This window comes from Novosphingobium sp. ST904, from assembly GCF_001298105.1.
GTDB lineage: Bacteria > Pseudomonadota > Alphaproteobacteria > Sphingomonadales > Sphingomonadaceae > Novosphingobium.
Window position 1 is genome coordinate 31,061 of the sequence record NZ_LGJH01000158.1, and the last position, 21,368, is coordinate 52,428.

Annotated in this window: 23 protein-coding genes and 1 pseudogene; 12 read left to right on the forward strand and 12 right to left on the reverse strand. The window is 64.6% G+C overall.

The genetic code is table 11. From position 1 onward, the window contains the following. Positions 1-73: 73 nt before the first annotated feature. Positions 74-1,318, reverse strand: coding sequence for a polyhydroxyalkanoate depolymerase (locus tag ADT71_RS20940; protein WP_054439945.1), 1,245 nt, complete (start codon positions 1,316-1,318; stop codon positions 74-76). A gap of 189 nt (positions 1,319-1,507) precedes the next feature. Between ADT71_RS20940 and ADT71_RS20945 the strand changes: the two genes are divergently transcribed. The 8 genes and pseudogenes from ADT71_RS20945 to ribA all read left to right on the forward strand — a co-directional run bounded on the left by ADT71_RS20945 (position 1,508) and on the right by ribA (position 10,723). After that, entirely contained in the window at positions 1,508-3,358 is a 1,851-nt protein-coding gene (locus ADT71_RS20945; RefSeq protein ID WP_054439947.1) for an ABC transporter transmembrane domain-containing protein, read from the forward strand. A 129-nt stretch (positions 3,359-3,487) separates the two neighbouring features. Then, positions 3,488-5,651 (forward strand): annotated as a pseudogene (locus ADT71_RS20950) (M13 family metallopeptidase). A 75-nt stretch (positions 5,652-5,726) separates the two neighbouring features. Beyond that, a complete protein-coding gene (locus ADT71_RS20955; protein WP_054439948.1) occupies positions 5,727-6,539 on the forward strand; it encodes an undecaprenyl-diphosphate phosphatase in 813 nt (270 codons plus the stop codon). Between the two features lie 15 nt (positions 6,540-6,554). After that, positions 6,555-7,349, forward strand: coding sequence for a polyphosphate kinase 2 (ppk2, locus tag ADT71_RS20960; protein WP_054439951.1), 795 nt, complete (start codon positions 6,555-6,557; stop codon positions 7,347-7,349). A gap of 146 nt (positions 7,350-7,495) precedes the next feature. Next, positions 7,496-7,663: a 50S ribosomal protein L33 gene (gene rpmG / locus ADT71_RS20965; RefSeq protein ID WP_039391223.1), complete on the forward strand. Its 168-nt coding sequence runs from the start codon at positions 7,496-7,498 to the stop codon at positions 7,661-7,663. A gap of 60 nt (positions 7,664-7,723) precedes the next feature. Beyond that, a complete protein-coding gene (locus tag ADT71_RS20970) occupies positions 7,724-8,380 on the forward strand; it encodes an outer membrane lipoprotein carrier protein LolA (protein ID WP_054439953.1) in 657 nt (218 codons plus the stop codon). Positions 8,381-8,855: 475 nt separating this feature from the next. After that, positions 8,856-9,644 (forward strand): exodeoxyribonuclease III, encoded by a 789-nt coding sequence (gene xth / locus ADT71_RS20975; RefSeq protein ID WP_054439955.1) that lies wholly within the window; start codon positions 8,856-8,858, stop codon positions 9,642-9,644. Further along, positions 9,593-10,723: a GTP cyclohydrolase II gene (gene ribA, locus ADT71_RS20980; RefSeq protein WP_082370482.1), complete on the forward strand. Its 1,131-nt coding sequence runs from the start codon at positions 9,593-9,595 to the stop codon at positions 10,721-10,723. Before xth ends, ribA begins: the two co-directional genes overlap by 52 nt. A 113-nt stretch (positions 10,724-10,836) precedes the next feature. On the opposite strand, the gene ADT71_RS20985 is transcribed toward ribA, so the two are convergent. The 6 genes from ADT71_RS20985 to ADT71_RS21010 form a co-directional block, all read right to left on the reverse strand. Next, positions 10,837-11,136 (reverse strand): hypothetical protein, encoded by a 300-nt coding sequence (locus tag ADT71_RS20985; protein ID WP_054439957.1) that lies wholly within the window; start codon positions 11,134-11,136, stop codon positions 10,837-10,839. 63 nt (positions 11,137-11,199) lie between these two features. Beyond that, positions 11,200-11,559, reverse strand: a complete 360-nt coding sequence (locus ADT71_RS20990; protein WP_054439959.1) for a hypothetical protein — start codon at positions 11,557-11,559, stop codon at positions 11,200-11,202. 76 nt (positions 11,560-11,635) lie between these two features. Beyond that, complete coding sequence (locus ADT71_RS20995) at positions 11,636-12,583, reverse strand: hypothetical protein (RefSeq protein WP_054439961.1); 948 nt, start codon at positions 12,581-12,583, stop codon at positions 11,636-11,638. 67 nt (positions 12,584-12,650) lie between these two features. Then, positions 12,651-12,920, reverse strand: a complete 270-nt coding sequence (locus ADT71_RS21000) for a hypothetical protein (RefSeq protein WP_054439963.1) — start codon at positions 12,918-12,920, stop codon at positions 12,651-12,653. Next, entirely contained in the window at positions 12,917-13,126 is a 210-nt protein-coding gene (locus ADT71_RS21005) for a hypothetical protein (RefSeq protein ID WP_054439966.1), read from the reverse strand. The genes ADT71_RS21000 and ADT71_RS21005 overlap by 4 nt, the downstream gene beginning before the upstream one ends. A gap of 13 nt (positions 13,127-13,139) precedes the next feature. Then, entirely contained in the window at positions 13,140-14,054 is a 915-nt protein-coding gene (locus ADT71_RS21010) for an SPFH domain-containing protein (protein WP_054439968.1), read from the reverse strand. Between the two features lie 287 nt (positions 14,055-14,341). Here ADT71_RS21010 and ADT71_RS21015 point away from each other — a divergent pair, with 287 nt between their 5' ends. The 3 genes from ADT71_RS21015 (at position 14,342) to ADT71_RS21025 (ending at position 16,176) form a co-directional block, all read left to right on the forward strand. Further along, positions 14,342-14,527, forward strand: coding sequence for a DUF465 domain-containing protein (locus tag ADT71_RS21015; protein WP_054440127.1), 186 nt, complete (start codon positions 14,342-14,344; stop codon positions 14,525-14,527). Positions 14,528-14,599: 72 nt separating this feature from the next. Continuing rightward, positions 14,600-15,583 carry a TerC family protein gene (locus tag ADT71_RS21020; protein ID WP_054440130.1) on the forward strand — a complete coding sequence of 328 codons (984 nt, stop codon included), beginning with the start codon at positions 14,600-14,602 and terminating at the stop codon, positions 15,581-15,583. Positions 15,584-15,627: 44 nt separating this feature from the next. Continuing rightward, complete coding sequence (locus tag ADT71_RS21025; protein WP_054439970.1) at positions 15,628-16,176, forward strand: pseudouridine synthase; 549 nt, start codon at positions 15,628-15,630, stop codon at positions 16,174-16,176. A gap of 22 nt (positions 16,177-16,198) precedes the next feature. Here the strand turns inward: ADT71_RS21025 and nadA are convergent, their stop codons facing one another. The 3 genes from nadA to ADT71_RS21040 all read right to left on the reverse strand — a co-directional run bounded on the left by nadA (position 16,199) and on the right by ADT71_RS21040 (position 18,981). After that, positions 16,199-17,185 (reverse strand): quinolinate synthase NadA, encoded by a 987-nt coding sequence (gene nadA / locus ADT71_RS21030; protein ID WP_054439973.1) that lies wholly within the window; start codon positions 17,183-17,185, stop codon positions 16,199-16,201. A gap of 112 nt (positions 17,186-17,297) precedes the next feature. Beyond that, on the reverse strand, positions 17,298-18,017 hold the full coding sequence (locus ADT71_RS21035) for a hypothetical protein (RefSeq protein WP_054439975.1): 720 nt from the start codon (positions 18,015-18,017) through the stop codon (positions 17,298-17,300). Between the two features lie 76 nt (positions 18,018-18,093). Continuing rightward, a complete protein-coding gene (locus ADT71_RS21040) occupies positions 18,094-18,981 on the reverse strand; it encodes an MBL fold metallo-hydrolase (RefSeq protein ID WP_054439977.1) in 888 nt (295 codons plus the stop codon). A 62-nt stretch (positions 18,982-19,043) separates the two neighbouring features. Here ADT71_RS21040 and glpK point away from each other — a divergent pair, with 62 nt between their 5' ends. Beyond that, complete coding sequence (gene glpK / locus ADT71_RS21045; RefSeq protein ID WP_054439979.1) at positions 19,044-20,522, forward strand: glycerol kinase GlpK; 1,479 nt, start codon at positions 19,044-19,046, stop codon at positions 20,520-20,522. Here the strand turns inward: glpK and ADT71_RS21050 are convergent. Continuing rightward, the gene (locus tag ADT71_RS21050) at positions 20,488-20,988 is read right to left on the reverse strand and encodes a DUF1465 family protein (protein ID WP_054440131.1); all 501 of its coding nucleotides are present in this window, start codon (positions 20,986-20,988) and stop codon (positions 20,488-20,490) included. The two genes, glpK and ADT71_RS21050, sit on opposite strands and share 35 nt — an antisense overlap. A 135-nt stretch (positions 20,989-21,123) precedes the next feature. Then, positions 21,124-21,321, reverse strand: a complete 198-nt coding sequence (locus ADT71_RS21055) for a YdcH family protein (RefSeq protein ID WP_054440133.1) — start codon at positions 21,319-21,321, stop codon at positions 21,124-21,126. Positions 21,322-21,368: the final 47 nt, after the last annotated feature.

Sequence of the window (21,368 nt, forward strand, 5' to 3'; positions counted from 1 at the left end):
GATTCGCCGATTGCGGCGAGTCGCCGGGTGGGCAGATGCCGTGCGAACCCGCCCGGCACCTGCCAGCGATTCGTCAGGCCACGACCTTGAGCGGCTTGCGGGAATGCTGGTGGATCCAGTCCTCCAGCACCGGCGCGATCCGGGTGCGCCACTTGCTGCCGTTGAAGATACCGTAATGTCCGACATTTTCGGCCAGCAGGTACTTCTTGCGGCTCTCGGAAAGATGCGTCGCCAGCGTGAGCGCTGCCCTGGTCTGGCCAATGCCCGAGATGTCGTCCCGCTCCCCCTCGACTGCCAGCAGCGCGGTATCGCGGATGGCCGAGGGATCGATTCGCTCACCGCGATGGACGAATTCGCCCTTGGGCAGCGAATGCTTCTGGAACACGTGCTCGATGGTCTGGAGATAATAGTCCGCGGTCATGTCGCAGACCGAGCGATACTCGTCGTAGAATGCCTTGGTCGACGCCGCACCCTCGCCGTCGCCTTCGACGAGGTGCTTGAACATGCCGTAGTGGCTCATCATGTGGCTGCCGAGATTCATCGCCATGAAGCCGGCCAGTTGCAGGAAGCCGGGATAGACCCTGCGGCCGGCACCCGGATAGGCCAGCGGCACGGTGGCGATGACGTTGTTCTCGAACCAGGAAAGCGGCTGGTCCATGGCGACGTCGTTGACGCTGGTGGGTGCCTCGCGGGTGTCGACCGGGCCGCCCATCATGGTGAGCGTTGCCGGGCGGCAGGGATGCTCCTGCTTGCCCATGATCGCCGCGGCGGCGAACGCCGGGACCGACGGCTGGCAAACTGCGAGCATGTGCGTGCCGGGGCCGATATGTTCGAGGAAACCGATCAGGTAATCGATATAATCGTCAAGGTCGAAGTGACCGGCGGCGGCGGGGACCATCTTCGCGTCGGCCCAGTCGGTGATGTAGACCTCGCAGCTTTCCACCATCCGCGCCACGGTGCCGCGCAGGAGAGTGGCGAAGTGGCCGCTCATCGGGGCGACGATCAGCAGCTTGGGCGCATCCTTGGGCAGGCCGGGATGATCGAAGCGCAGCAGGTTCCCGAATGGGCGGTGCAGCACGATCGATTCGGTGACGGGCCAGGTCTGGCCACCGGTGGTCACGTCCTCGATGTCGAAAGCGGGCTTGCCGCGCGGGGCGGCGGCATGGGCGAAGACGTCCAGTGCGGAGGCCATCACCGGGCCGAATCCGAAGTAACCCATCGGCAGGGCGGGGTTGGCAAGCAGTTCAGCGCCGACCGAGGCCCATGCGGCGGCGCCGCTCAGCATCGTGCGCTGCAATTCGTAGGCATTATAGAGCAAGGTGCGTCTCCCGGACGGTGAAGCGACCCTTCCGTCCTGCAAAGGTTATGAACGCCATTTGGGGCCGAATCGTTACCGGCGCAATGCGGCGCACCCGATTTCGGCATTCGAGCCGCCCGATCACTCTGATCGTAAAGGCGCTTTTCATATATCTTTTCCTGAAGCCATGGACAGGATAAGGCCGCGCGCATGGACGCCAACGCGGGGCAGGCAGGATTGCCTGAGAACGAGAACGCCACCACCGATGCCAAGGCTCCGCGCCGAAGGAGCCTTGGGGCGCTGCGCATGGTCTGGCGGGAACTGTTCCACTATCCCGGCCGCATGGCGATTGCGGGGCTCGCGCTGCTGACCACGGCAACTTCGACCCTCGCGATTCCCTATGGGTTCCGCCAGATCGTCGACCAGGGCTTTGCGCAGGGCGCCGACCCTTCGGCAATCCGCTGGTGGTTCATCATGCTGCTGGGCGTGGTGATCGTGCTTTCGGTGGCCACGGCGGTGCGTTTCTACAGCGTTTCCTGGCTTGGCGAGCGTGTGGTGGCGGACGTTCGCCTGCGTGTGCAGAGGCACCTGCTCACGCTGTCGCCCAGCTTCTTCGAGGAAAACAGTCCCAAGGAAATCGCGTCCCGGATGACGGCGGACACCGCGATCATCGAAACGGTCGTCGGCACCACGGTCTCTGTCGCGCTGCGCAATGCCATCATGGCGGTGGGCGGGGTGATCTACCTCTTCATGCTGGCGCCGCACCTGACGCTGGGGCTCGTCGTCGCCATCCCGGTGGTGATCCTGCCGATCGCCGCCTTCGGCCGCCGCCTGCGCACCGTGGCGCGGGCGAGCCAGGATCGCGTGGCCGATATCGGCGCTACCACCAGCGAAGTCTTCGGTGCACTGCGGGTCGTGCAGGCCTTCAACCAGGAAGGCCGCGAGATGGAACGCTTCGCCGGCGCAGTGGAGCGCACGTTCGAGACCGGAAAGCATCGCATCACCATTCGCGCCGCGATGACGGCGGTTATCATGTTCCTGATCTTCGGCTCCATCACCGTCATCATGTGGCGCGGTGCCATCGGCGTTGCCGAAGGTTCCATCACGGGCGGTACGATCGCCGCTTTCGTGGTGACGGCCGGCATCGTGGCGGGCGCCTTCGGCTCGCTCACCGAAGTCTACGGCGATCTCGTGCGCGGCGCCGGTGCGGCCAGCCGCCTTGCCGAACTGCTGGGCGAGATGCCTGCGATCACCGCTCCCGCCCGCCCGCAGGCGCTTCCTCTGCCGGCGCGCGGCAAGCTGGCCTTCGAGCGCGTGACCTTCCGCTACCCTTCGCGCCCGGAAATGGCGGCGCTGCACGATTTCAGCCTGTCGATCGAACCGGGCGAGACGGTGGCGATCGTCGGCCCTTCGGGGGCCGGCAAGTCCACGCTGTTCCAGCTCGCCGAGCGGTTCTACGATCCGCAGGGCGGGGCGATCAAGATCGACGGCGTCCCGCTGACTTCCGCCGATCCCGGAGAGATCCGCCAGCGCATCGCACTGGTGCCGCAGGAGGGTGTACTGTTCGCCGCCTCCGCGCGCGACAACTTGCGCTACGGCAACTGGAACGCGGACGACGAGGCCATCTGGGCCGCCGCGCGCGCCGCCAATGCCGAGCGTTTCCTGCGCGAATTGCCGCAGGGGCTCGATACTTTCCTTGGCGAGGACGGCGCCCGCCTGTCCGGCGGCCAGCGTCAGCGCGTGGCGATTGCCCGCGCGCTGCTGCGCGACGCGCCGATCCTGCTGCTGGACGAGGCCACGAGTGCGCTTGATGCCGAAAGCGAGCGGCTGGTGCAGGACGCTCTCGAACACCTGATGGAGAACCGCACGACTCTCGTCATTGCGCACCGCCTCGCCACCGTGCGCAAGGCGGATCGCATCGTCGTGATGGACGGAGGGCGGATCGTGGAACAGGGCACGCACGAAAGCCTTGGCCAGGCCGGCGGGCTCTATGCGCGGCTGGCTTCGCTGCAATTCGATATGGATACCGCATCGGCCTTCGCGCGTTCGACGAACGCCTGACCTGCGACGACGAACGACATTTCAGGGCTGGCGTTGCCGAATATGGCAATTATGTTGCGCCGCTATCGACGGGCCGTTCCGGTCCGTCGCCAGACCGTTCGTGTCATTGCAATTCAGAAAGGTGGGACCATGACCCGCATTCTCGGCCGGGTGCTCGCTTCGACAGCGCTCGTTTCCGCATTGAGCTTTTCCGCTGTTCCGGCTCTTGCCGACGCTCCGGCGCCGGCGTCGGCAGGCGCGTCCTCCGATGCGATGCAGTTCGATCCCGGCAAGATGGATTGGGGCAAGTCCGGCATCCAGACCCAGTGGCAGGAAAAGACCGCCAGGCCCGGCGCGGACTTCGACAAGTTCGTGAACGGCAAGTGGGAAGCCGCTGTCGTGCTCCCGGCCGACCGCACCAACTGGGGGTCGTTCACCGCCCTGCGTGACCTTTCGGAACAGCGCGTTCACGGAATCATGGATGGCCTGATCGCCTCGAAGCCCGCCGCCGGTACTGACGCTGCCCGCGTCGAGGCGGCCTATGCGGCCTTCATGGACGTTGATGCGATCAACAAGGCCGGGCTCGCTCCGGCGCAGCCTTACCTCGAACGCATCTTCGCGGCCAAGACGCCCGACGACCTGATGAAGATCTTCGCGGCCCCGGGCTTCGCCTCGCCGCTCGGCGCTTATGTGACGGCCGATGCCAAGCAGAGCGATGTGAATGCCTTCGAAGTCGGCGTCGGCGGTCTCGGCCTGCCTGACCGTGACTATTACCTGAAGATCGACAAGCGTTCGCAGGACATCCGCGCCAAGTATGTCGAGTATCTGACCTTCGTCCTCGGCAAGGCCGGTTATGCCGACCCGTCGAGTGCCGCCAAGGCCGTGCTCTCGCTGGAAACCCGGCTGGCGCAGGCAGACTGGGACCGCGCAGCCAGCCGCGATCCGGACCTGACCTACAACAAGCTTTCCGTCGCCGAGTTCGAGGGCCTTGCCGCACCCGGCCTGATGCGTACTTTCATCGAGACGATGGGCGCCGGGAAGGCCGCCTATATCCTCGTCGATCAGATGCCGCCCACGGCCGAGGAACTGAAGGTCGCCCGCATCGATCCCGCCAAGGCGCAGACGCTGTTCGGCGGTGGTGTGCCGGAAGTCGCCCGGCTGGTTTCCGAGGTTCCGGTCTCGACATGGCAGGCCTGGCTTGCCGCGCACTTCCTGCGCGGCCATGCCTCGGTTCTTCCCACCGACATCGATGACGCCACCTTCGCCTTCTACGGCAAGACCATGAGCGGCCAGCCGGAGCAGCGCGCCCGCTGGAAGCGCGGCGTCGCCGCAGTCGAAGGCATGGCCGGTGAACTGGTCGGCAAGATCTACGCCGAGAAGTACTATCCGCCCGAAGCGCAGGCGGCGATGACCGACCTCGTCTCGAACTTGCGCAAGGCCATGGCGGTGAACCTGCAGAGCCTCGCCTGGATGGGCCCGGAAACCCGCAAGGAAGCCGAAGCCAAGCTCAATGCCTTCACTCCCAAGATCGGCGCGCTGCGAAGTTCAAGGAATACGAGGGCCTGACCTTCTCGGCCACCGATCCGCTCGGCAATGCCATTGCCGCGGGTTCGTGGGAGAACGACGACCAGATGAAGCGCATCGGCCAGCCGGTCGACAAGACCGAATGGTTCATGCTGCCCGAGACGGTCAACGCCTACTACAACCCGCCCTACAACGAGATCGTGTTCCCCGCAGCCATCCTCCAGCCGCCGTTCTTCAACGTTTCGGCGGACCCCGCGGTCAATTATGGCGGCATCGGCGCGGTGATCGGCCACGAGATGGGCCATGGCTTCGACGACCAGGGCGCCAAGTCGGACGGCACCGGCAACCTGCGCGACTGGTGGACCCCGGCCGACAAGGCCAACTTCCAGAAGCTGCAGGACAAGCTGGAAGCCCAGTACAACAGCTTCTGCCCGTTCGACGACGGCAAGACCTGCGTCAACGGCAAGCTGACCATGGGCGAGAACATCGGCGATCTCGGCGTCTCAGCCTCGCCTACCGCGCCTACAAGCTCTCGCTGAACGGCAAGGAAGCCCCGGTGATCGACGGCCTGACCGGCGACCAGCGCTTCTTCATGGCCTGGGCGCAAGTGTGGCGCAGCAAGTACCGCGAGGAATCGGTGCGCCAGCAGCTCATCACCGACCCGCACTCGCCGGCGCATTACCGCATCAACGGCATCGTCCGTAACTTCGACGAATGGTACAAGGCGTTCGACGTGAAGCCGGGGGATGCTCTCTATCTTCCGCCTGCCGAGCGCGTGCGTATCTGGTGATTTTTATCGCCTAAATGCCTCATGCCGCACGCTTCGGGTTGACTTGCCCGGTGTGTGCGGCATGACCTCTCGCCGATGAGCTTGACCCTAACCGCGATCCTCCTCGGCATTGTCGAGGGCCTCACCGAGTTCCTGCCAGTCTCTTCGACCGGGCACCTCATTCTTGCCACGCAGCTGTTCGGGTACGACGCTTCGCAGTGGGCAACCTTCAACATCGTGATCCAGCTCGGCGCGATCCTGGCTGTCATCGTGCAGTTCTGGCGCACGTTCTGGGCGGTGGGCGTGGGTCTGCTGCGGCTTGACCCGGTATCGATCCGCTTCGTGCGCAACGTGTTGCTGGCCTTCATCCCCTCGGCGGTGCTGGGCCTGATCCTCAAGGACCATATCGAGGGCCTGCTGGGCGAGCCTTCGGTCGTCGCCTGGGCGCTGATCGTGGGCGGCATCGCCATCCTCGCCATCGAGAAGGTGGCAAAGCCCGGTCCGCTCACCGGCGTTGCCGAGCTGCCGATGGTGAAGTGCATCGGCGTGGGCATCGCGCAGTGCCTTGCCATGGTGCCGGGTGTCAGCCGTTCCGGCGCGACGATCATGGGCGCGCTGGCGATGGGCGTCGAACGCCGTACTGCGGCGGAATTCAGCTTCTTCCTTGCCGTTCCCACGATGATGGGTGCCTCCACGCTCGAACTGCTGGGCGCGCGCGAACAGCTCATGGCGGGCACGGGCCCGGTCGGCTGGGGCGAGATCGGCATCGGCTTCGCCGTTTCGTTCGTGGTGGCGCTGGTCGTCATCAAGGCCTTCATGGCCTTCGTCAGCCGCTCGGGCTTTGCACCGTTCGCCTGGTATCGTATCGTCGCCGGCGCACTCGCGCTCTTCCTGCTTTCGCGGGTCTGATCAGGGGTTTGAACCATGGCCGAGAACGATCACAGGAAGCTCGGCCGCAAGGAATACGAAAAGCTGCTGGAGCCGATGCAGGAGGAGCTTGTGGGGATGGCCCGCTGGGCTTCCTCCACCGGCGCCCGCATCGTGGTCCTGTTCGAGGGGCGCGATACGGCGGGCAAGGGCGGGGCGATCAAGGCCGTAGGCGGCCAGCTCAATCCGCGCCAGTGCCGCACCGTCGCCCTCACCGCACCGGGCGAGCGGGAGCAGGGCCAGTGGTACTTCCAGCGCTATGCCGAACATTTGCCGACGCGGGGCGAAATCGTCCTCTTCGACCGCAGCTGGTACAACCGTGCCGGCGTGGAGAAAGTCATGGGTTTCGCCACCGGCTCGGAAGTGAAGCGCTTTCTCCAGCAGGCCCCCGTGTTCGAGCGGATGCTCGTCGATGACGGTATCCTGCTGTTCAAGTACTGGCTCTCCTGCGATCAGGAGAAGCAGGAGGAGCGCCTTCACGAACGGCTCGACGATCCGCTCAAGCGCTGGAAGCTGTCGCCGATCGACGTGGCGGCGCGTGAGAAGTACGAAGAATATACCAAGGCGCGCGAGGTCATGCTCAAGGCCACGCACAAGAAGCACGCGCCGTGGACGGTGGTGGACTTCAACGACCAGCGAATCGGTCGACTCACGCTGGTACGCGACCTGCTGGACCGGCTGCCCGATACCAAGGTCGAGCCGCAGACGATCAAAATGCCGAAACTGAATCACTCGCCCTACAATGAGAAATTCGGCGTTCTGAAGCCGATCACGCCTTTCGACACGGAGTAAGTCGGGCCTCTTCCGCTTGACTTTGGGCTGTCACTATCGCATGGGCCGCAACCTTGAGGGGCGGCGCTCGATTGCCGCCCTGAAATTTTTCAACGGAACATGCCGGCCGGCCAGGGCGGCTGAAACGAGAGATACAGGAAACCGCCATGGCGAAGCCCGCAACCGTCAAGATCCGTCTTGTCTCGACCGCCGACACCGGCTTCTTCTACGTCACGAAGAAGAACCCGCGCAACACGACCGAGAAGATGAACTTCCGCAAGTACGATCCCGTCGTGCGCAAGCACGTCGAGTTCAAGGAAGCCAAGATCAAGTAAGGTTTTTCGGAACCTTACAATTCAGGGGCGGTTCAAGCCTGCAAACCCAATGGGAGCATCATGAACCGCACCTTCAAGATCTTTCGCTCTTGCGTAGGCGCGGCCAGTTTGGCCGCGCTTTCCGTTCCTGCCCTCCTTCCGGCGACGCCCGCACTGGCCGCGCCATCCGATGATTCGGCGCAGTTGAGCCAAGCCGTCGAGGCGCTGCGCGCGATCTCGACGATGAAGGCCGATTTCGTCCAGACTGACCGCAACGGCCAGAGCCTGACCGGCCAGTTGACGCTGATGCGTCCCGGCAAGATCCGCTTCCAATACGAGAAGAGCGCCCAGTTGCTGATCGTCAGCGACGGCAAGGCGCTGACCATGATCGACTACTCGGTGAAGCAGGTACAGCGCTGGCCGATCAGCAATACTCCGCTGGGACCGATCATCGACCCCCGGCGCGACATGACGAAATACGGCACGGTCAAGCAGACCGGCAATCCCAATGTCGTCAGCATCGAGGTCCGCGATCGTTCGCACCCGGAATACGGCGTCATCACCCTGATCTTCACCCGCAAGGCTTCGGCGCCGGGTGGGTTGGAGCTGAGCTACTGGGTCGCGCTCGATTCGCAGAACAAGCGCACCACGATCTCGCTTTCGAACCAGCGCTATGGCGTGCCGGTTGGCGATGCGGATTTCCGTTGGAACGACCCGCGCCCCCGCAACCGTCGATAGAGCGCAACGGTTTGTCGCGAGCTGAGTGCTCCGTGCGACGGAATGCGACACTTTTCTGAATTCCGTTCACTTGGCAGCAAGCCAACAGCGCCTAGATTGAAATGGTCAGAGCGGTTCGAGGCGGGTTTCCCCCCTGTTGCCCACGCCTCCCACAGGGCCCTCTGATTTAGCGTGACGAACGCTTACATGAACCCTCGGTCCTCTGCCCCCGGACCGAGGGTTTTTGTTTTTCTGGCTGCTTTTTCCGCCCAGCGGGGCTGCGAACGCTACCGCTCTGCGCTTCCGGTGCTCACGGCCATCAAGGCCGCTCCGCTCCGGTTCTCAATCGGCAGCATTCTCGCTCCCGCCGGACGAAAAAATCGGCCAGAAAAACGCGCTCGTGATTTGGGTCATATGTTGCCCGCGAAGGCAGGGGGCCCGCTTTCTTGCGGCGTGGCTCTGGAAATTCGCCAAGGGCATGCCTAAAGCCTGCGGCATGAAGATCGCCACCTGGAACATCAATTCTGTCCGCCTTCGCATCGACCAGGTCGAGCGTTTCCTGACCGAACAGTCGCCCGACGTTCTTTGCCTTCAGGAGATCAAGGTCGCCGAGCCGCTTTTTCCGCACGAGATGTTCGAGCGACTCGGCTACACGCACCGGGCGATCCACGGGCAGAAGGGCTACCATGGTGTCGCCACCGTCAGCCGCGTGCCTTTCACCGAGTTCAGCCGGCATGACTGGCAGGACAATGGTGAAGCCCGCCATGTCGGCGTGGAGCTTCAGGGCGCCGGGCAGGGGATGATCCTCGAAAACGTCTACATCCCCGCAGGCGGCGACGTGGCCGACCGTGAGGTGAATTTGAAGTTCGGTCAGAAGCTGGACTTCCTCGAACGGATGACGCGCTGGGCCGACAAGGTCGACCGGCCGACCCTGATCGTCGGCGATTTCAACATCGCCCCGCTGGAATCGGACGTCTACAATCACAAGGCGCTGCTCAAGGTCGTCAGTCACACGCCGGTCGAGGTTGAGACGCTGACCCGTTTCAAGGATGCGCACGGCTGGGTCGATCTCGGCCGGGAGTTCATTCCCGCGCCCGAACGCAACTATTCCTGGTGGTCCTACCGCAGCTATTGGCGCCAGAAGGACCAGGGGCGCCGGCTCGACCACATGTGGGCCTCTCCCGATCTCGCGAAGCAGGCGCGTGCACACAGCTTCGTGGAGGAAACCCGCCGCTGGGAGCAGCCCAGCGATCACATCCCGCTTATTACGGAGTTCGCGCTCTGAGCGCGGCGCAACCTTCGGCCGGGGCTCGCCGTGTCGCACTGGCGCTCGATGCGCTGCGTCACGGCTGGGCGATTCGAATCGGTGACGGCCAAGGCGGGGGCGCCATCCTGTTGCCGGCCGAAACCGGCTTCGCGCCGGGGGTAACCGCGCCGCGGATGCTGATCTCGGCCGCCCGCGCGGTGACGCTCAAGCTGGCCAACCAGCGCGAGGCCGCCGTGCCCGAGGCACCGGTGCTGATTCGTGCTGCCGAGCCTTTCGATCTGGAAACCGCCCGCGCGGTGGCCGATCCCGCGCTGGACCTCGCCCATCCGATGAAGGGGCCGTTCGCGGCCGAGCACATCGGCGACATGGACATGGCCCGCGCCGCAATGGAGCTGGCACGCCTTGCGGGCATCCTGCCCGCATTCCTGATCGCACCCGAACTGGGCGGTGAGGTGCAGCCCGTTTCGCCGGCCGATCTGGCCGAATGGAAGGATACCGACCGGCTTGCGATCGCTTCGCGTGCGCGCCTGCCGGTTGCCGCGTGCGAGGAGGCCGAGATCGTTGCCTTCCGCGCGCTCGATGATCTTCGCGAGCATGTGGCCCTTGTGATCGGCACGCAGGACGGCGATCGCGCCCCACTGGTGCGGCTTCATTCGGAATGCCTGACCGGCGATATCCTGGGCAGCCTCAAGTGCGATTGCGGGCCTCAGCTCGATGCCGCCCTGCGCGCCATGGCCGATGAGGCGAAGAACGGCGGCTGGGGCGTGCTGCTCTATTTGCGTCAGGAAGGGCGCGGGATCGGCCTCGTCAACAAACTGCGGGCCTATCGTCTGCAGGATCTCGGTTATGACACCGTAGATGCCAACAACCGGCTGGGCCTGCCGACCGAGGCGCGCGATTTTCCCGTGGCGGCGCGGATGCTGGACCTGCTCGGCGTATCGTCGATCCGGCTGATGACCAACAACCCCGCCAAGGTCTCCGCGCTAGAGGGTGTCGGCGTGGACGTGGTCGAGCGGGTTCCGCATCAATTGCCGGCCAACCCGCACAATGCGCGCTACCTGGAAACCAAGCGCGATCGCACGGGGCATATCCTCTGATTCGTCCGCCCGGGTGCGATCCGGGCGAACATACCGTCAATGCGGCGGTGCATCCGAAAAAAGGCCGGGGCGCGAACGAGGGGTGAGGGGGATGCCGCGCCCCGGCACCGTCGTCAGGGGATCATGAGTACGATCGATCCGACCACGGCTGCGACCGCGCCTATGAACAGGGCTGCCTTGCCGATGTCGCTCGGCTTGAAGCGGTCCTGATGCTGGGCGCGGTAGTCCTGGTATTGCTGTGAGATTTCCGGCGTTCCGGCGAGAATGCCGAGGTCCAGAGAACTGGCCCTGCGCTTGAACCAGATGTCGATTTCCTGAAGTTCCGCTTCGGTCAGCGCCGGATAGCGGGATAGCAGCGCGGAGATGCGCTCTCGATCTTCAACGCGCGCGGCGTCGCTGATTTCTGGTGACATGGTATGACCCTTGATCTGCATTCGTGTGCGGCGCGCGTCTGGGCGCGCCGGGCGAGGAGCGGATCAGGCCAGCGGCGGTGCGGTGCTGTCGGGAACCCGTGCGGGGTGGTGGCGCGGCGGGGGGCCGCGCACATCGGGTTGCAGGTGCCTGGGCGATGCCGGAACCAGCGTTGTCAGCCGGACGACGGCAATCTCGCGGATGGCTCTTGGCGGCGCGGGCGGCATCGGGACCGCCTGTACATGGCCTGCTTCGACACGGCGGCCGGAAGTCAGCGCAAGATCAAGCGTGGCCGCGCTGAACGCCGATCCTTGCGTGCGTTCCAGGGGTGCGCGAATCGGATCGCCGGCCTGAAGGCCGATCGCGGCCAGCAGGAGAAGCGCCCAGAAGTGAAAGCGCGGGAACGAGGCGAAGCCCAGGGGCATGTGATTTAGCTAGGGGTTCGCGGCGCGCGTGACAAGCCGGCGGCACGGCATCCATCGGCCCGGGCGATGCAGGGGCTCAGCGTTTCTCGTAACGGACCAGTCCGGTGCCGAGCGTGTTGGCACCCAGTTTCACCGCATCGCCCGACCAGTCGGCCACGAAGGCGCTCTTGCGGTCGATACCGGGTGCGAAGCGGGCGTTGTTGCCGTCCACGACCAGCCCTTGCGAGGTGTGGTTGCGGTGTTCGGCGGCGACGGCGATGAAGGCGGAGTAGTTCTCCTTGTCGCGCCCCTGGACGAACCAGTTGTCCACGACGCGCCCGGTTGCACCGTCTGCCAGGTCGATCATGTAGTTGGTGGAGCGACCGGCCGCATCGTCGAAGCTGGAATCGAGCACTTCGATGCGGGCGGCGCGGCTTTTGAGGTAATGGCCGCCGGTGCCTGCCTCGAACCGGCTGCGGGTGACGGACAGCGCGCCGTAGTTGCCGACATAGATCGAGTGCGCGCAGCCCGACCCCTCGCAAGTGCCGAGGCGCGAAAAGGTCGACTTGTCGATCGCGATGGAGCCTTGCGGATCGTCGCCGGTCAGCAGGCCCTGTTCGCTGTCGCGGAACCAGGCCTGCGTTATCGAGAGGTTGCCGTGTTCGAGGCGCACGCCGGCGCCATTCTTGTCCGAAACGCGAATATTGGCAAAGACCATGCCTTCTATCCGGGCGTTGCGCCCGCGCAGGACCAGTGCGGCCTTGTCCTCGCAGGCGACCCCATCAAGCACCGACTGGCCGGGAACCTGCGCCTGGTAAGTCACGTCGCCCTTACCCTGCACCGCGCAGTCGGCAAACCGCATGGAGGCGAACCGAATGGTTCCGCGGCCTTCGCCGATGGCGTCCACCGCATCCTGAAGGCGGGTGTAGCTGCGTCCGGTTTCGACCACGGTGTACGGCGCGCCTTGCCCGAAAGACAGGGTGGCGGGAAGGGTGGTCAGCAGCAGGGCGCCGGAGGCGAGAGCGAGTCGAACGAGGCGGTTCATGCCCCTGCCTAGCGCGGCGGAAGCGCCTCTGTGTTAACGGCTTTTGCTGCGTCCCGGAACAGGACGGTCAGTCGCGCTTGCCGGAGCGCCACTTCCATCCGCCGCGTGTGCGCTTTGCCGCGATGACGACGAACAGTCCCGTCACGAGCAGGAACAGAGCCAGGGCGGCCATGCGCGCGCCTGTGGTGCCGGCACGGTTGAGCAGCGCGATTCCGGCGACCGAGGCCACATAGAGCAGCATTAGCGCCCAGCCTTGCCATGCGATCGGCAGGCCCGCGCCGTAGCCGAAGCGCTTGGGCGCGAACCAGGCGCCGTCTTTCGTCGATTCGTGCATCATGCTTCGTCCTCCCGAGCCGGTGGCCGGCCGCGCCGGGCCGGCTCGCTGGCCTCGACCTTGATCCCGCGCCGGGCAAGCGCTTCGCGCAGCAGCACCTCGACCTGGGCGTTGACCGAACGGAAATCGGCTGCGGCGCAGCGCTCCAGCGCGGTGTGAAGCACCGGGTCAAGCCGCAGCGCGAACGCCTTCTTGCCGGGACTGGCCATTCGCCCGAAAGCCTTACTGGTAGAGCGTGCCGGTATTGACCACCGGCTGCGTGTCACGTTCGCCGCAGAGCACCACCATCAGGTTGGACACCATCGCTGCCCGGCGTTCGTCGTCGAGTTCGACCACGTTCTTTTCCGAGAGCTGTGCCAGCGCCATCTCCACCATCGAGACCGCGCCTTCCACCAGCTTGCGGCGCGCCCCGATCACCGCCTCGGCCTGCTGGCGGCGCAGCATGGCGCCGGCAATCTCGGGTGCGTAGGCCAAGTGGGTGAGGCCGCATTCGTCCACGGTGAGGCCGGCGACGTGCAGGCGCTCGATCAGTTCGGCCCGCAATTCGGCGTTCACTTCGGCATGGCTCCCGCGCAGGGTGATCTCGGCATCCTCGACATCGTCATAGGCATAGCGCGAACCGATCGAGCGGACCGCCGCCTCGATCTGCACGTTCACGAAAGCCTTGTAGTCGTCCACGTCGTAAAGTGCCTGAGCGGTGTCCGCGACGCGCCAGACGACATTGGTGGCGATTTCGATCGGATTGCCGCGCAAGTCGTTCACCTTGAGCTTCTCCGAAACCACATTGTTGGCGCGAACCGAAATCCGGCGCTTTGCCATCCACGGCCAGACCCAGCGCAGTCCGGCGGCGCGGTCGGTACCGCGGTATGAGCCGAACAGGGTGATCGCGGCCGCCATGTTGGGCTGGATCATGTAGAAGCCGGAGGCGATCAGAATTGCCACCACAACGAGCGGGACGATCAGGGCGAGGGTTGCGAACACCGTGCCCGCCGCGGGATCGTTGCTGCCCGCGAGCATGGCGATGCTTGCCACCGCCAGCACCAGAAGCGCGACGAGAACCGCCAGCATCAGATATCCGCTTATGCTCGAGGCCACCGATTCCCGGCTGGAATTGATGGGCAAATGCGACTCGGACATCGAAAACGCTCCCTTGAAAGTGATATCACTTTAATATCAAATGTGCACATTCGGTCAAGCGGGGTTGAAAAACAGACGATTCGCCGCTATCTGGGCGTTGCGGGCCGGGCCCCTCTGGCGCGGCGTCGGTCGTGGTTTCATCCACGCGGGCGCCTCGTGATGTCGGACCGCATCGGGTGAAACCGATGCAGGTTCCGGGGGTCTTCCAAGCCCAAAATAGCTCCGGCACAGGAACCTTGCTTCGGGTCATCCGATCGAACCAACTCAAGTTCGATAGGGTTTTGACAATGACCGATCATATGTTCCGACTGCTCGAGCGCCATCAGAAGCTCGATGCCCTGCTGCGTTTCGCGCAGGGCAGGCCCATCGCCGATCCTCTCGAGATCGCGAAGCTGAAGAGAAGGAAACAGGAGTTCAGGGGCAGGCTGGCACGGTTGCTACTCCCCCCCAGCGCCGTTGCGCACAGCCTGTAACCCTTGCGCCGGCGCGATCCCCCCCCCCTTTTCGCGCCGCGCTTCCTTCTTCTCCTGCTTCAGGTGATCGCCGTGGATTTTCTTTTCTATGACTGGCTGGGTACGCCCGCCTGGTTCTGGCTGGCGTTTGCCGGCCTCGTTTTCGTACTGACCGCGTTCGATCTCGGCTTCCTGCACAAGGAAGACCGGGAAATGGGCATTGCCGAATCGCTGCGGCTCTCGGTCTTCTACATTGCCATCGCCTCGGTTTTCGGGGCGTGGGTCTGGTGGGCCAAGGGCTCGGAAGACGGCATTGCCTATTTCACCGGCTACTTCATCGAGAAGGCGCTCTCGATCGACAACGTCTTCGTGATCTCGATGATCTTCGGCTTCTTCGCGATTGCGCCCAAGTACCAGTACCGCGCGCTTCTCTGGGGCATCATGGCGGTGATCGTGCTGCGCGGACTGATGATCGCGGGCGGCGTGGCGCTCGTGTCGCAGGCGCACTGGGTGATGTACATCTTCGCCGCGTTCCTCGTGTTTACCGGCGTGAAGATGCTGTTCGCGAAAGAGCAGGATCCCGATATCGGCAACAACCCCGTGATCCGCTGGATTTCACGCCACATGCGCGTGACCAAGGCGCATCACGAGGAGCACTTCTTCGTGCGCGAGAGGAATGAGGCAGGCAGGCTCGTCTGGGCGGCCACGCCGCTGTTCCTGGCGCTGGTCATCATCAACCTGGCCGACCTGGTGTTCGCAGTGGATTCGGTGCCGGCGATCTTCTCGATCACGACCGACACTTTCATCGTCTATACCTCGAACATCATGGCGATCCTCGGCCTGCGCGCGCTCTACTTCGCGCTGGCGGCGATGGTGCACCGTTTCCATTACCTGAAGTATGCCCTCGCACTCGTGCTGGTGTTCATCGGCGCCAAGATTCTCGTTGCGGACTTCGTGATGGGCGGAGCGAAGTTCCCGCCGTTGATCAGCCTGGGCGTCACGCTGGCGCTGATCGCGGGCGGCGTGGGCTGGTCCTTGTGGAAGACGCGCGGGGAGGAGCCCCGGATCGGACACTGACGCGTGGCTATGAACGGATGAGGCGCCCTGCTAGGGCATAGGCCATGGCGCGCCTCATCCTGTTCAACAAGCCCTACGATGTCCTCTCGCAGTTTACGGATGTGCGCTCGCCCACGCCGCGCGCAACGCTGTCGGACTATATCGACGTGCCCGGAGTCTACCCGGCAGGCCGGCTTGACCGTGACAGTGAGGGATTGCTGCTGCTGACCGATGATGGGCGGCTCCAGTCACGGATCGCCGATCCGAAATTCAAGATCGCCAAGACTTACTTCGCACAAGTGGAGGGAGAGCCCGACGAGCCGGCGCTGGAGGCGCTGCGCAAGGGGGTGATGCTCAACGATGGGCCGACCCGCCCGGCAAGGGCAGAGCGTCTGGACGATCCGCAGCTCTGGCCGCGCAATCCGCCGGTGCGTTTCCGCAAGACGGTGCCGGACTGCTGGATAGAGCTGTCCATCACGGAAGGTCGCAACCGGCAGGTGCGCCGCATGACTGCGGCGATCGGCCATCCCACCCTGCGCCTCGTGCGCCAGCGGGTGGGCGAGTGGGCGCTGGATGGCCTCGCGCCGGGTGAATGGCGCGAGGTTTCTGTCTGACGACCTGAGCGCGCGTGGACGCTCAGCGGGTGCCGAGATCGCCCTTGCCCACCGTGCCGCTGGCCATTTCCAGCATTCGGTCGAGGCTGCGCTTGGCATCGAGGCGGAGCTGTTCCTCGATCTCGATGCGCGGCTCCAGATCGCGCAGGGCGACGTAGAGCTTCTCCATCGTGTTGAGCGCCATGTAAGGGCAGATGTTGCAGTTGCAGTTGCCGTCCGCACCCGGCGCGCCGATGAAGGTCTTGTTCGGGATCGCGAGCTGCATCTGGTGAATGATGTGCGGCTCGGTGGCGACGATCAGCGTATCACCGGGAATCGTCTTCGCATACTGAAGGATGCCGCTGGTCGAGCCGACGTAATCGGCATGGTCGACGATGTGCGGCGGGCATTCCGGATGCGCGGCGATCGGCGCCGTGGGATGTTGCGCCTTGAGCTTGAGCAGTTCGGTTTCCGAAAATGCCTCATGCACGATGCAGACGCCGGGCCAGAGCAGCATTTCGCGGTCGAACTTGCGGCTGAGGTAGCCGCCGAGGTGGCGGTCCGGGCCGAAGATGATCTTCTGGTCGGCGGGAATCTGCTGGAGGATCGTCTCGGCGCTGGAACTGGTGACAATGATGTCGGACAGCGCCTTCACCTCGGTCGAGCAGTTGATGTAGGTGAGCGCGATGTGATCCGGATGCGCTTCGCGGAAGGCCTTGAACTTCTCCGGCGGGCAGGAATCCTCAAGGCTGCAACCGGCTTCGAGATCGGGCAGGACCACGATCTTGTTCGGCGAGAGGATCTTGGCGGTTTCGGCCATGAACTTCACGCCGCAGAAGGCGATCACTTCGGCGTCGGTTTCGGCGGCCTTGCGGCTGAGTTCGAGACTGTCGCCCACGAAGTCGGCAATGTCCTGAAGTTCGGGGCGCTGGTAGTAATGCGCGAGGATGACCGCGTTGCGTTCCTTGCGCAGCCGTTCGATTTCGGCGCGCACGTCGATACCGGAAAGGTCGGCGGGCATTACGGTCATGGTATCCCTCTGTCTGGTCGCTCCGGTCACCTGCCGGAATCCGGCTGCCGGGATTTGCGGCCTATCTAGGGATGCTTGCCGCAATGCCCAAGGGAAATATGCGCTTCCCCGGTCAATCGCGGGCGAGGGCTATCCGGCCGACGAAATCGACCCACCACGGCATGACCGCCAGCAGTTCCACCAGAACGTGCGTGAGGACTGCGCAGATCGCGACGGCCAGCGTTGCCGGATGTGTGCGGCCCGTCGTTTCGCGGTCATGGCGCGCGACGATCGCCACGACGCCAAGCTGGATCGCCAGCGAGAGCCATTCGCCCCAAGGCATGATGAAGGGCATCGGCAGTACCCGGCCCAATGCGGGGTCCAGCAGGATCACGGTAGATCCCAGCATGAGTCGCCGGTGCCAGTCCGGCTGGCCGCGCCGGGATACGGCCATCGTCACGAGCAATGCGAACATCGTCACGCTGACGATGCCGAGCGCGAGGAAGTAGGCCGGGCTGAAGAACGGCGGTTGGATGCCGAGCCTGATCGCCGTCACGTTGAGCGTTATGACCAGCACGAAGATCAGCGGCACCATCACCGCGCTGGCCCAGCCGAGTCGGCGGTGGAGGGCTATCCCGCCATGTCCGGCGAGTAGCGATTGGGTCACCAGCAGGCCGAGCCACGCCAGCATCGCCGCGCCGTGCAGGTGCATGACAAGTGGAGCATGACGATAATCGGCCATGCCTCTAAGTGCGAACTGCGCGAAAGCCAGGACGATGAAGGCCGACAGGCCGATCGCCATTTTCTGCCAGAACGACAAGGTGCCAAGGCGCACGCGATGCAAAGTTGCCATGAAGATTTCCCCGCCATCCCAAGAGTGGCGGAGTTTTAATGGATGTTCTCAAGTAAAATTACAGTAATTCTACAGATTACTGTAATTTATCCATCAGAGACCATGACTCTTCATGGCGCTTTACGAGGTTTCGTTTTTCCAGGTCAAGGAGATGCGCCAGTACTGAGCGCCCTGCGGCAGGCCAGAGCCTTTCGTCCACGCCCTTGTACATGAGCGGTACCATCTCGGCGATGGTCTCTCGGCCGGCCTCGATCTGCCTGAGTATCTGCCGTTCGCGCTGGCGGCGATGGCCGATCATGCCGCGCACGAGCTGGCGCGGCTTTTCCACGGCGGGTCCGTGGGCGGGGAAGTAGATCGCGTCCTGCTCCCGCTCGTAGAGCTTCTGGAGGCTGGCGAGATAAGCGGTCATGTCGCCATCCGGCGGGGATACGACGCTGGTGGACCAGCCCATGACGTGATCCCCGGTGAACATGGCCCCGGTTTCGGGCAGTGCGAAGCACAAGTGGTTCGAGGTGTGCCCGGGTGTCGCCACGGCTTCGAGCGTCCAGCCCTCTCCCGAAATCGTTTCGCCGTCCGCCAGAACACGGTCGGGGCGATAGTCGGGGTCGAAGGCGGCGTCGGCGCGGGGGCCGTCGTCATCGAGCGTCAGCGGTGCGCAGCCGACGATCGGGGCGCCGGTGAGTGCTTTCAACGGCACGGTGGCCGGCGAATGGTCGCGGTGCGTATGCGTGCAGCAGATCGCGGCGATCCGCGCCTTGCCCACGGCTTCGAGGATCGCTTCGATATGCTCGGGATCGGCGGGACCGGGATCGATCACCGCTACGTCCGCGCCGTCGCCGACGAGATAGGTCTGGGTGCCGGTATAAGTGAACGGCGAAGGGTTGCGCGCCAGCACGCGGCGCACCAGCGGGGCGATCCGCTCGGATACGGCATAGGGCTTGTCGATGTCTTTCAGCGCGTTCATGTGGCCGATATGGTCATTCGCCGGGCATGTGTCGAGACGCCCGGGTGGGGAGAGAAGCAGGCATGGCGTCCGAAGCCGAGTTGATTCTGGTCATCGATGCGGGGACGACCTCGAACCGGGCCATGGTCTTCGCGCCTGACGGAGCCTTGCGGGCGCTGACCCAGCGGCAATTGACGCAGCACTATCCGCGCGCGGGCTGGGTCGAACATGATGCCGAGGAAATCTGGCAGGGGGTGCTTGCCTGCGCCCGGCAGGCCGTGGCGCAAGTGGGCGGCGCGGCCCGGATCGCGGCGGTCGGCGTGACGAACCAGCGCGAAACGGTGGTTGCCTGGGACAAGAAGAGCGGCACCCCGCTCGCCCGCGCTCTCGTCTGGCAGGACCGGCGCACCGAACCGGCCTGTGCGCAGCTGCGCCGGGACGGGCACGAGGCGGTGGTCCAGGCCCGCACCGGCCTGCTGCTCGATCCTTATTTTTCCGCCACGAAGATGCGCTGGCTGCTGGATGAAGTGCCTGAAGTCCGTGACGCGGCAGATGCCGGAAGGCTGGCTTTCGGAACCGTCGATTCATGGCTGTTGTTCCGCCTTACCGGCGGCGCGCACCTGACTGATGCCACCAATGCCAGCCGTACCGCGCTTTTGCCGCTTGAGGGCGCTTGCTGGGACGAGGCGCTATGCGACTTGTTCGGGGTGCCGCGCGCGGCCCTTCCCGAAGTCTGCGACAGCGCGGGAGACTTGGCCATGGTTGAGGCGCAGTGGTTCGGCGCGGTGGTACCGGTCACCGGGATCGCGGGCGATCAGCAGGCGGCAACGCTGGGGCAGGGCTGCCTTGCCCCCGGCGCGACCAAGGCGACTTACGGCACCGGTGCTTTCGTGCTGGCGAACATGGGCGACAAAGTGCCTGCCTCGCGTCACCGCCTCCTGGCGACAGTGCTGTGCCAGCTTGGCGGCGTGCGGACTTATGCGCTCGAAGGTTCGGTCTTCGTGGCGGGTAGCCTTGTGCAATGGCTGCGCGACAGTCTCGGCCTGGTCGATGCTGCGGCCGAAACCGAAGTTCTCGCCCGCTCGGTGCCGGATTGTGGCGGCGTGGTCATCGTACCGGCGCTGTCGGGATTGGGGGCGCCGCACTGGCGGGCGGAGGCGCGGGCTTCTATCACCGGGCTTTCCTTCGCCAGTTCGCGCGCGCACCTGGCCCGTGCGGCGCTGGAGGCCATGGCGATGCAGACCCGCGACCTTGCCGAAGCGTTCGCCGCAGACGGTGCGCGCTGGACTTCGCTCAGGATCGATGGCGGCATGAGCGCAAACGACTGGATGGCGCAGGATATCGCCGATGTGCTGGACCTCACGGTGGAGCGTCCGGAATTCGTCGAAACCACTGCGCTTGGTGCTGCGGTGCTGGCTGCGCACGGCGCGGGGCTGTTCCCGTCGTTGGTGGCAGCGGTAGAGGCCATGGGCGGAAAGCGCCGGGCATTTTCGCCCGATATGGCGGGAGCGGTGCGCGACGAGCGCGTCAGGTTGTGGGAAAAGGCGCTGGCTTCGGTTTGAGCGTATCGGCGAGCCGGCGTTCGATCCGTTCGCGCAGGCGCTCGATCCCGCTGGGCTCGGCCTCTTCGGTGAGCCGCCAGCGCTGGTCCAGCCTCATGAGCCGGTCGTAGAACCGGCGGGTCGTTTCCACCAGTTCGGCAACCTGCGGTTCGAGCAGGGCGAGCTGGGCGGGTTCGGAGTTGCGCAGCATGGACGAAAGCCGGCCATGGCGGCGAAGCTGGAATTCGGTAAGTTCGCCCATGAAGTACGCCCGGTGGTTCAGCAGCCAGGCAATCGCGTGCATCATGCGGGTGGTGGTGCGCAGGCCCTCGCTCGAGAGCGCGACACGGGCGAGATCCTCTTCCGCCATCGAGCCTTCAAGGCGGCGCGCCAGCGTGAAGGCGTGGCGCACCTCGTCCGAAAGCACCAACGCCTCGCAATAGAGCGCCTCGACGATGCGCGGGTTTATGGTCGCGGAATTGGGCATCGGCATTCATATTTCGGAACAGCGAGTCCCGGGCAACTGGCCGAATGCCATTTTCCGAAGCAAATCGGGCGTTGTCCCCGTTCGGCACGCTTTTCCGAACCTAGCGTCCGGTTCGCCTTGTCGTGATTGTGCCAGTCAGGCGATGATGTCGGGGATCAGATAATCTTCGATCACCGAAATCTGGTCCTTGAGCCTGAGCTTGCGCTTCTTGAGGCGGGCGATTTGCATCTGGTCGCCGGCACCGGCGGCATTCAGCGCGTCGATCGCGGCATCGAGATCGCGGTGTTCAATCCTGAGAATTTCCAGGCGCTTGCGCATTTCCTCTTCGGTCACGCCGGAATTCCCTGTCATCGAATGGCTGTCATCATTGCGTCTTTCGC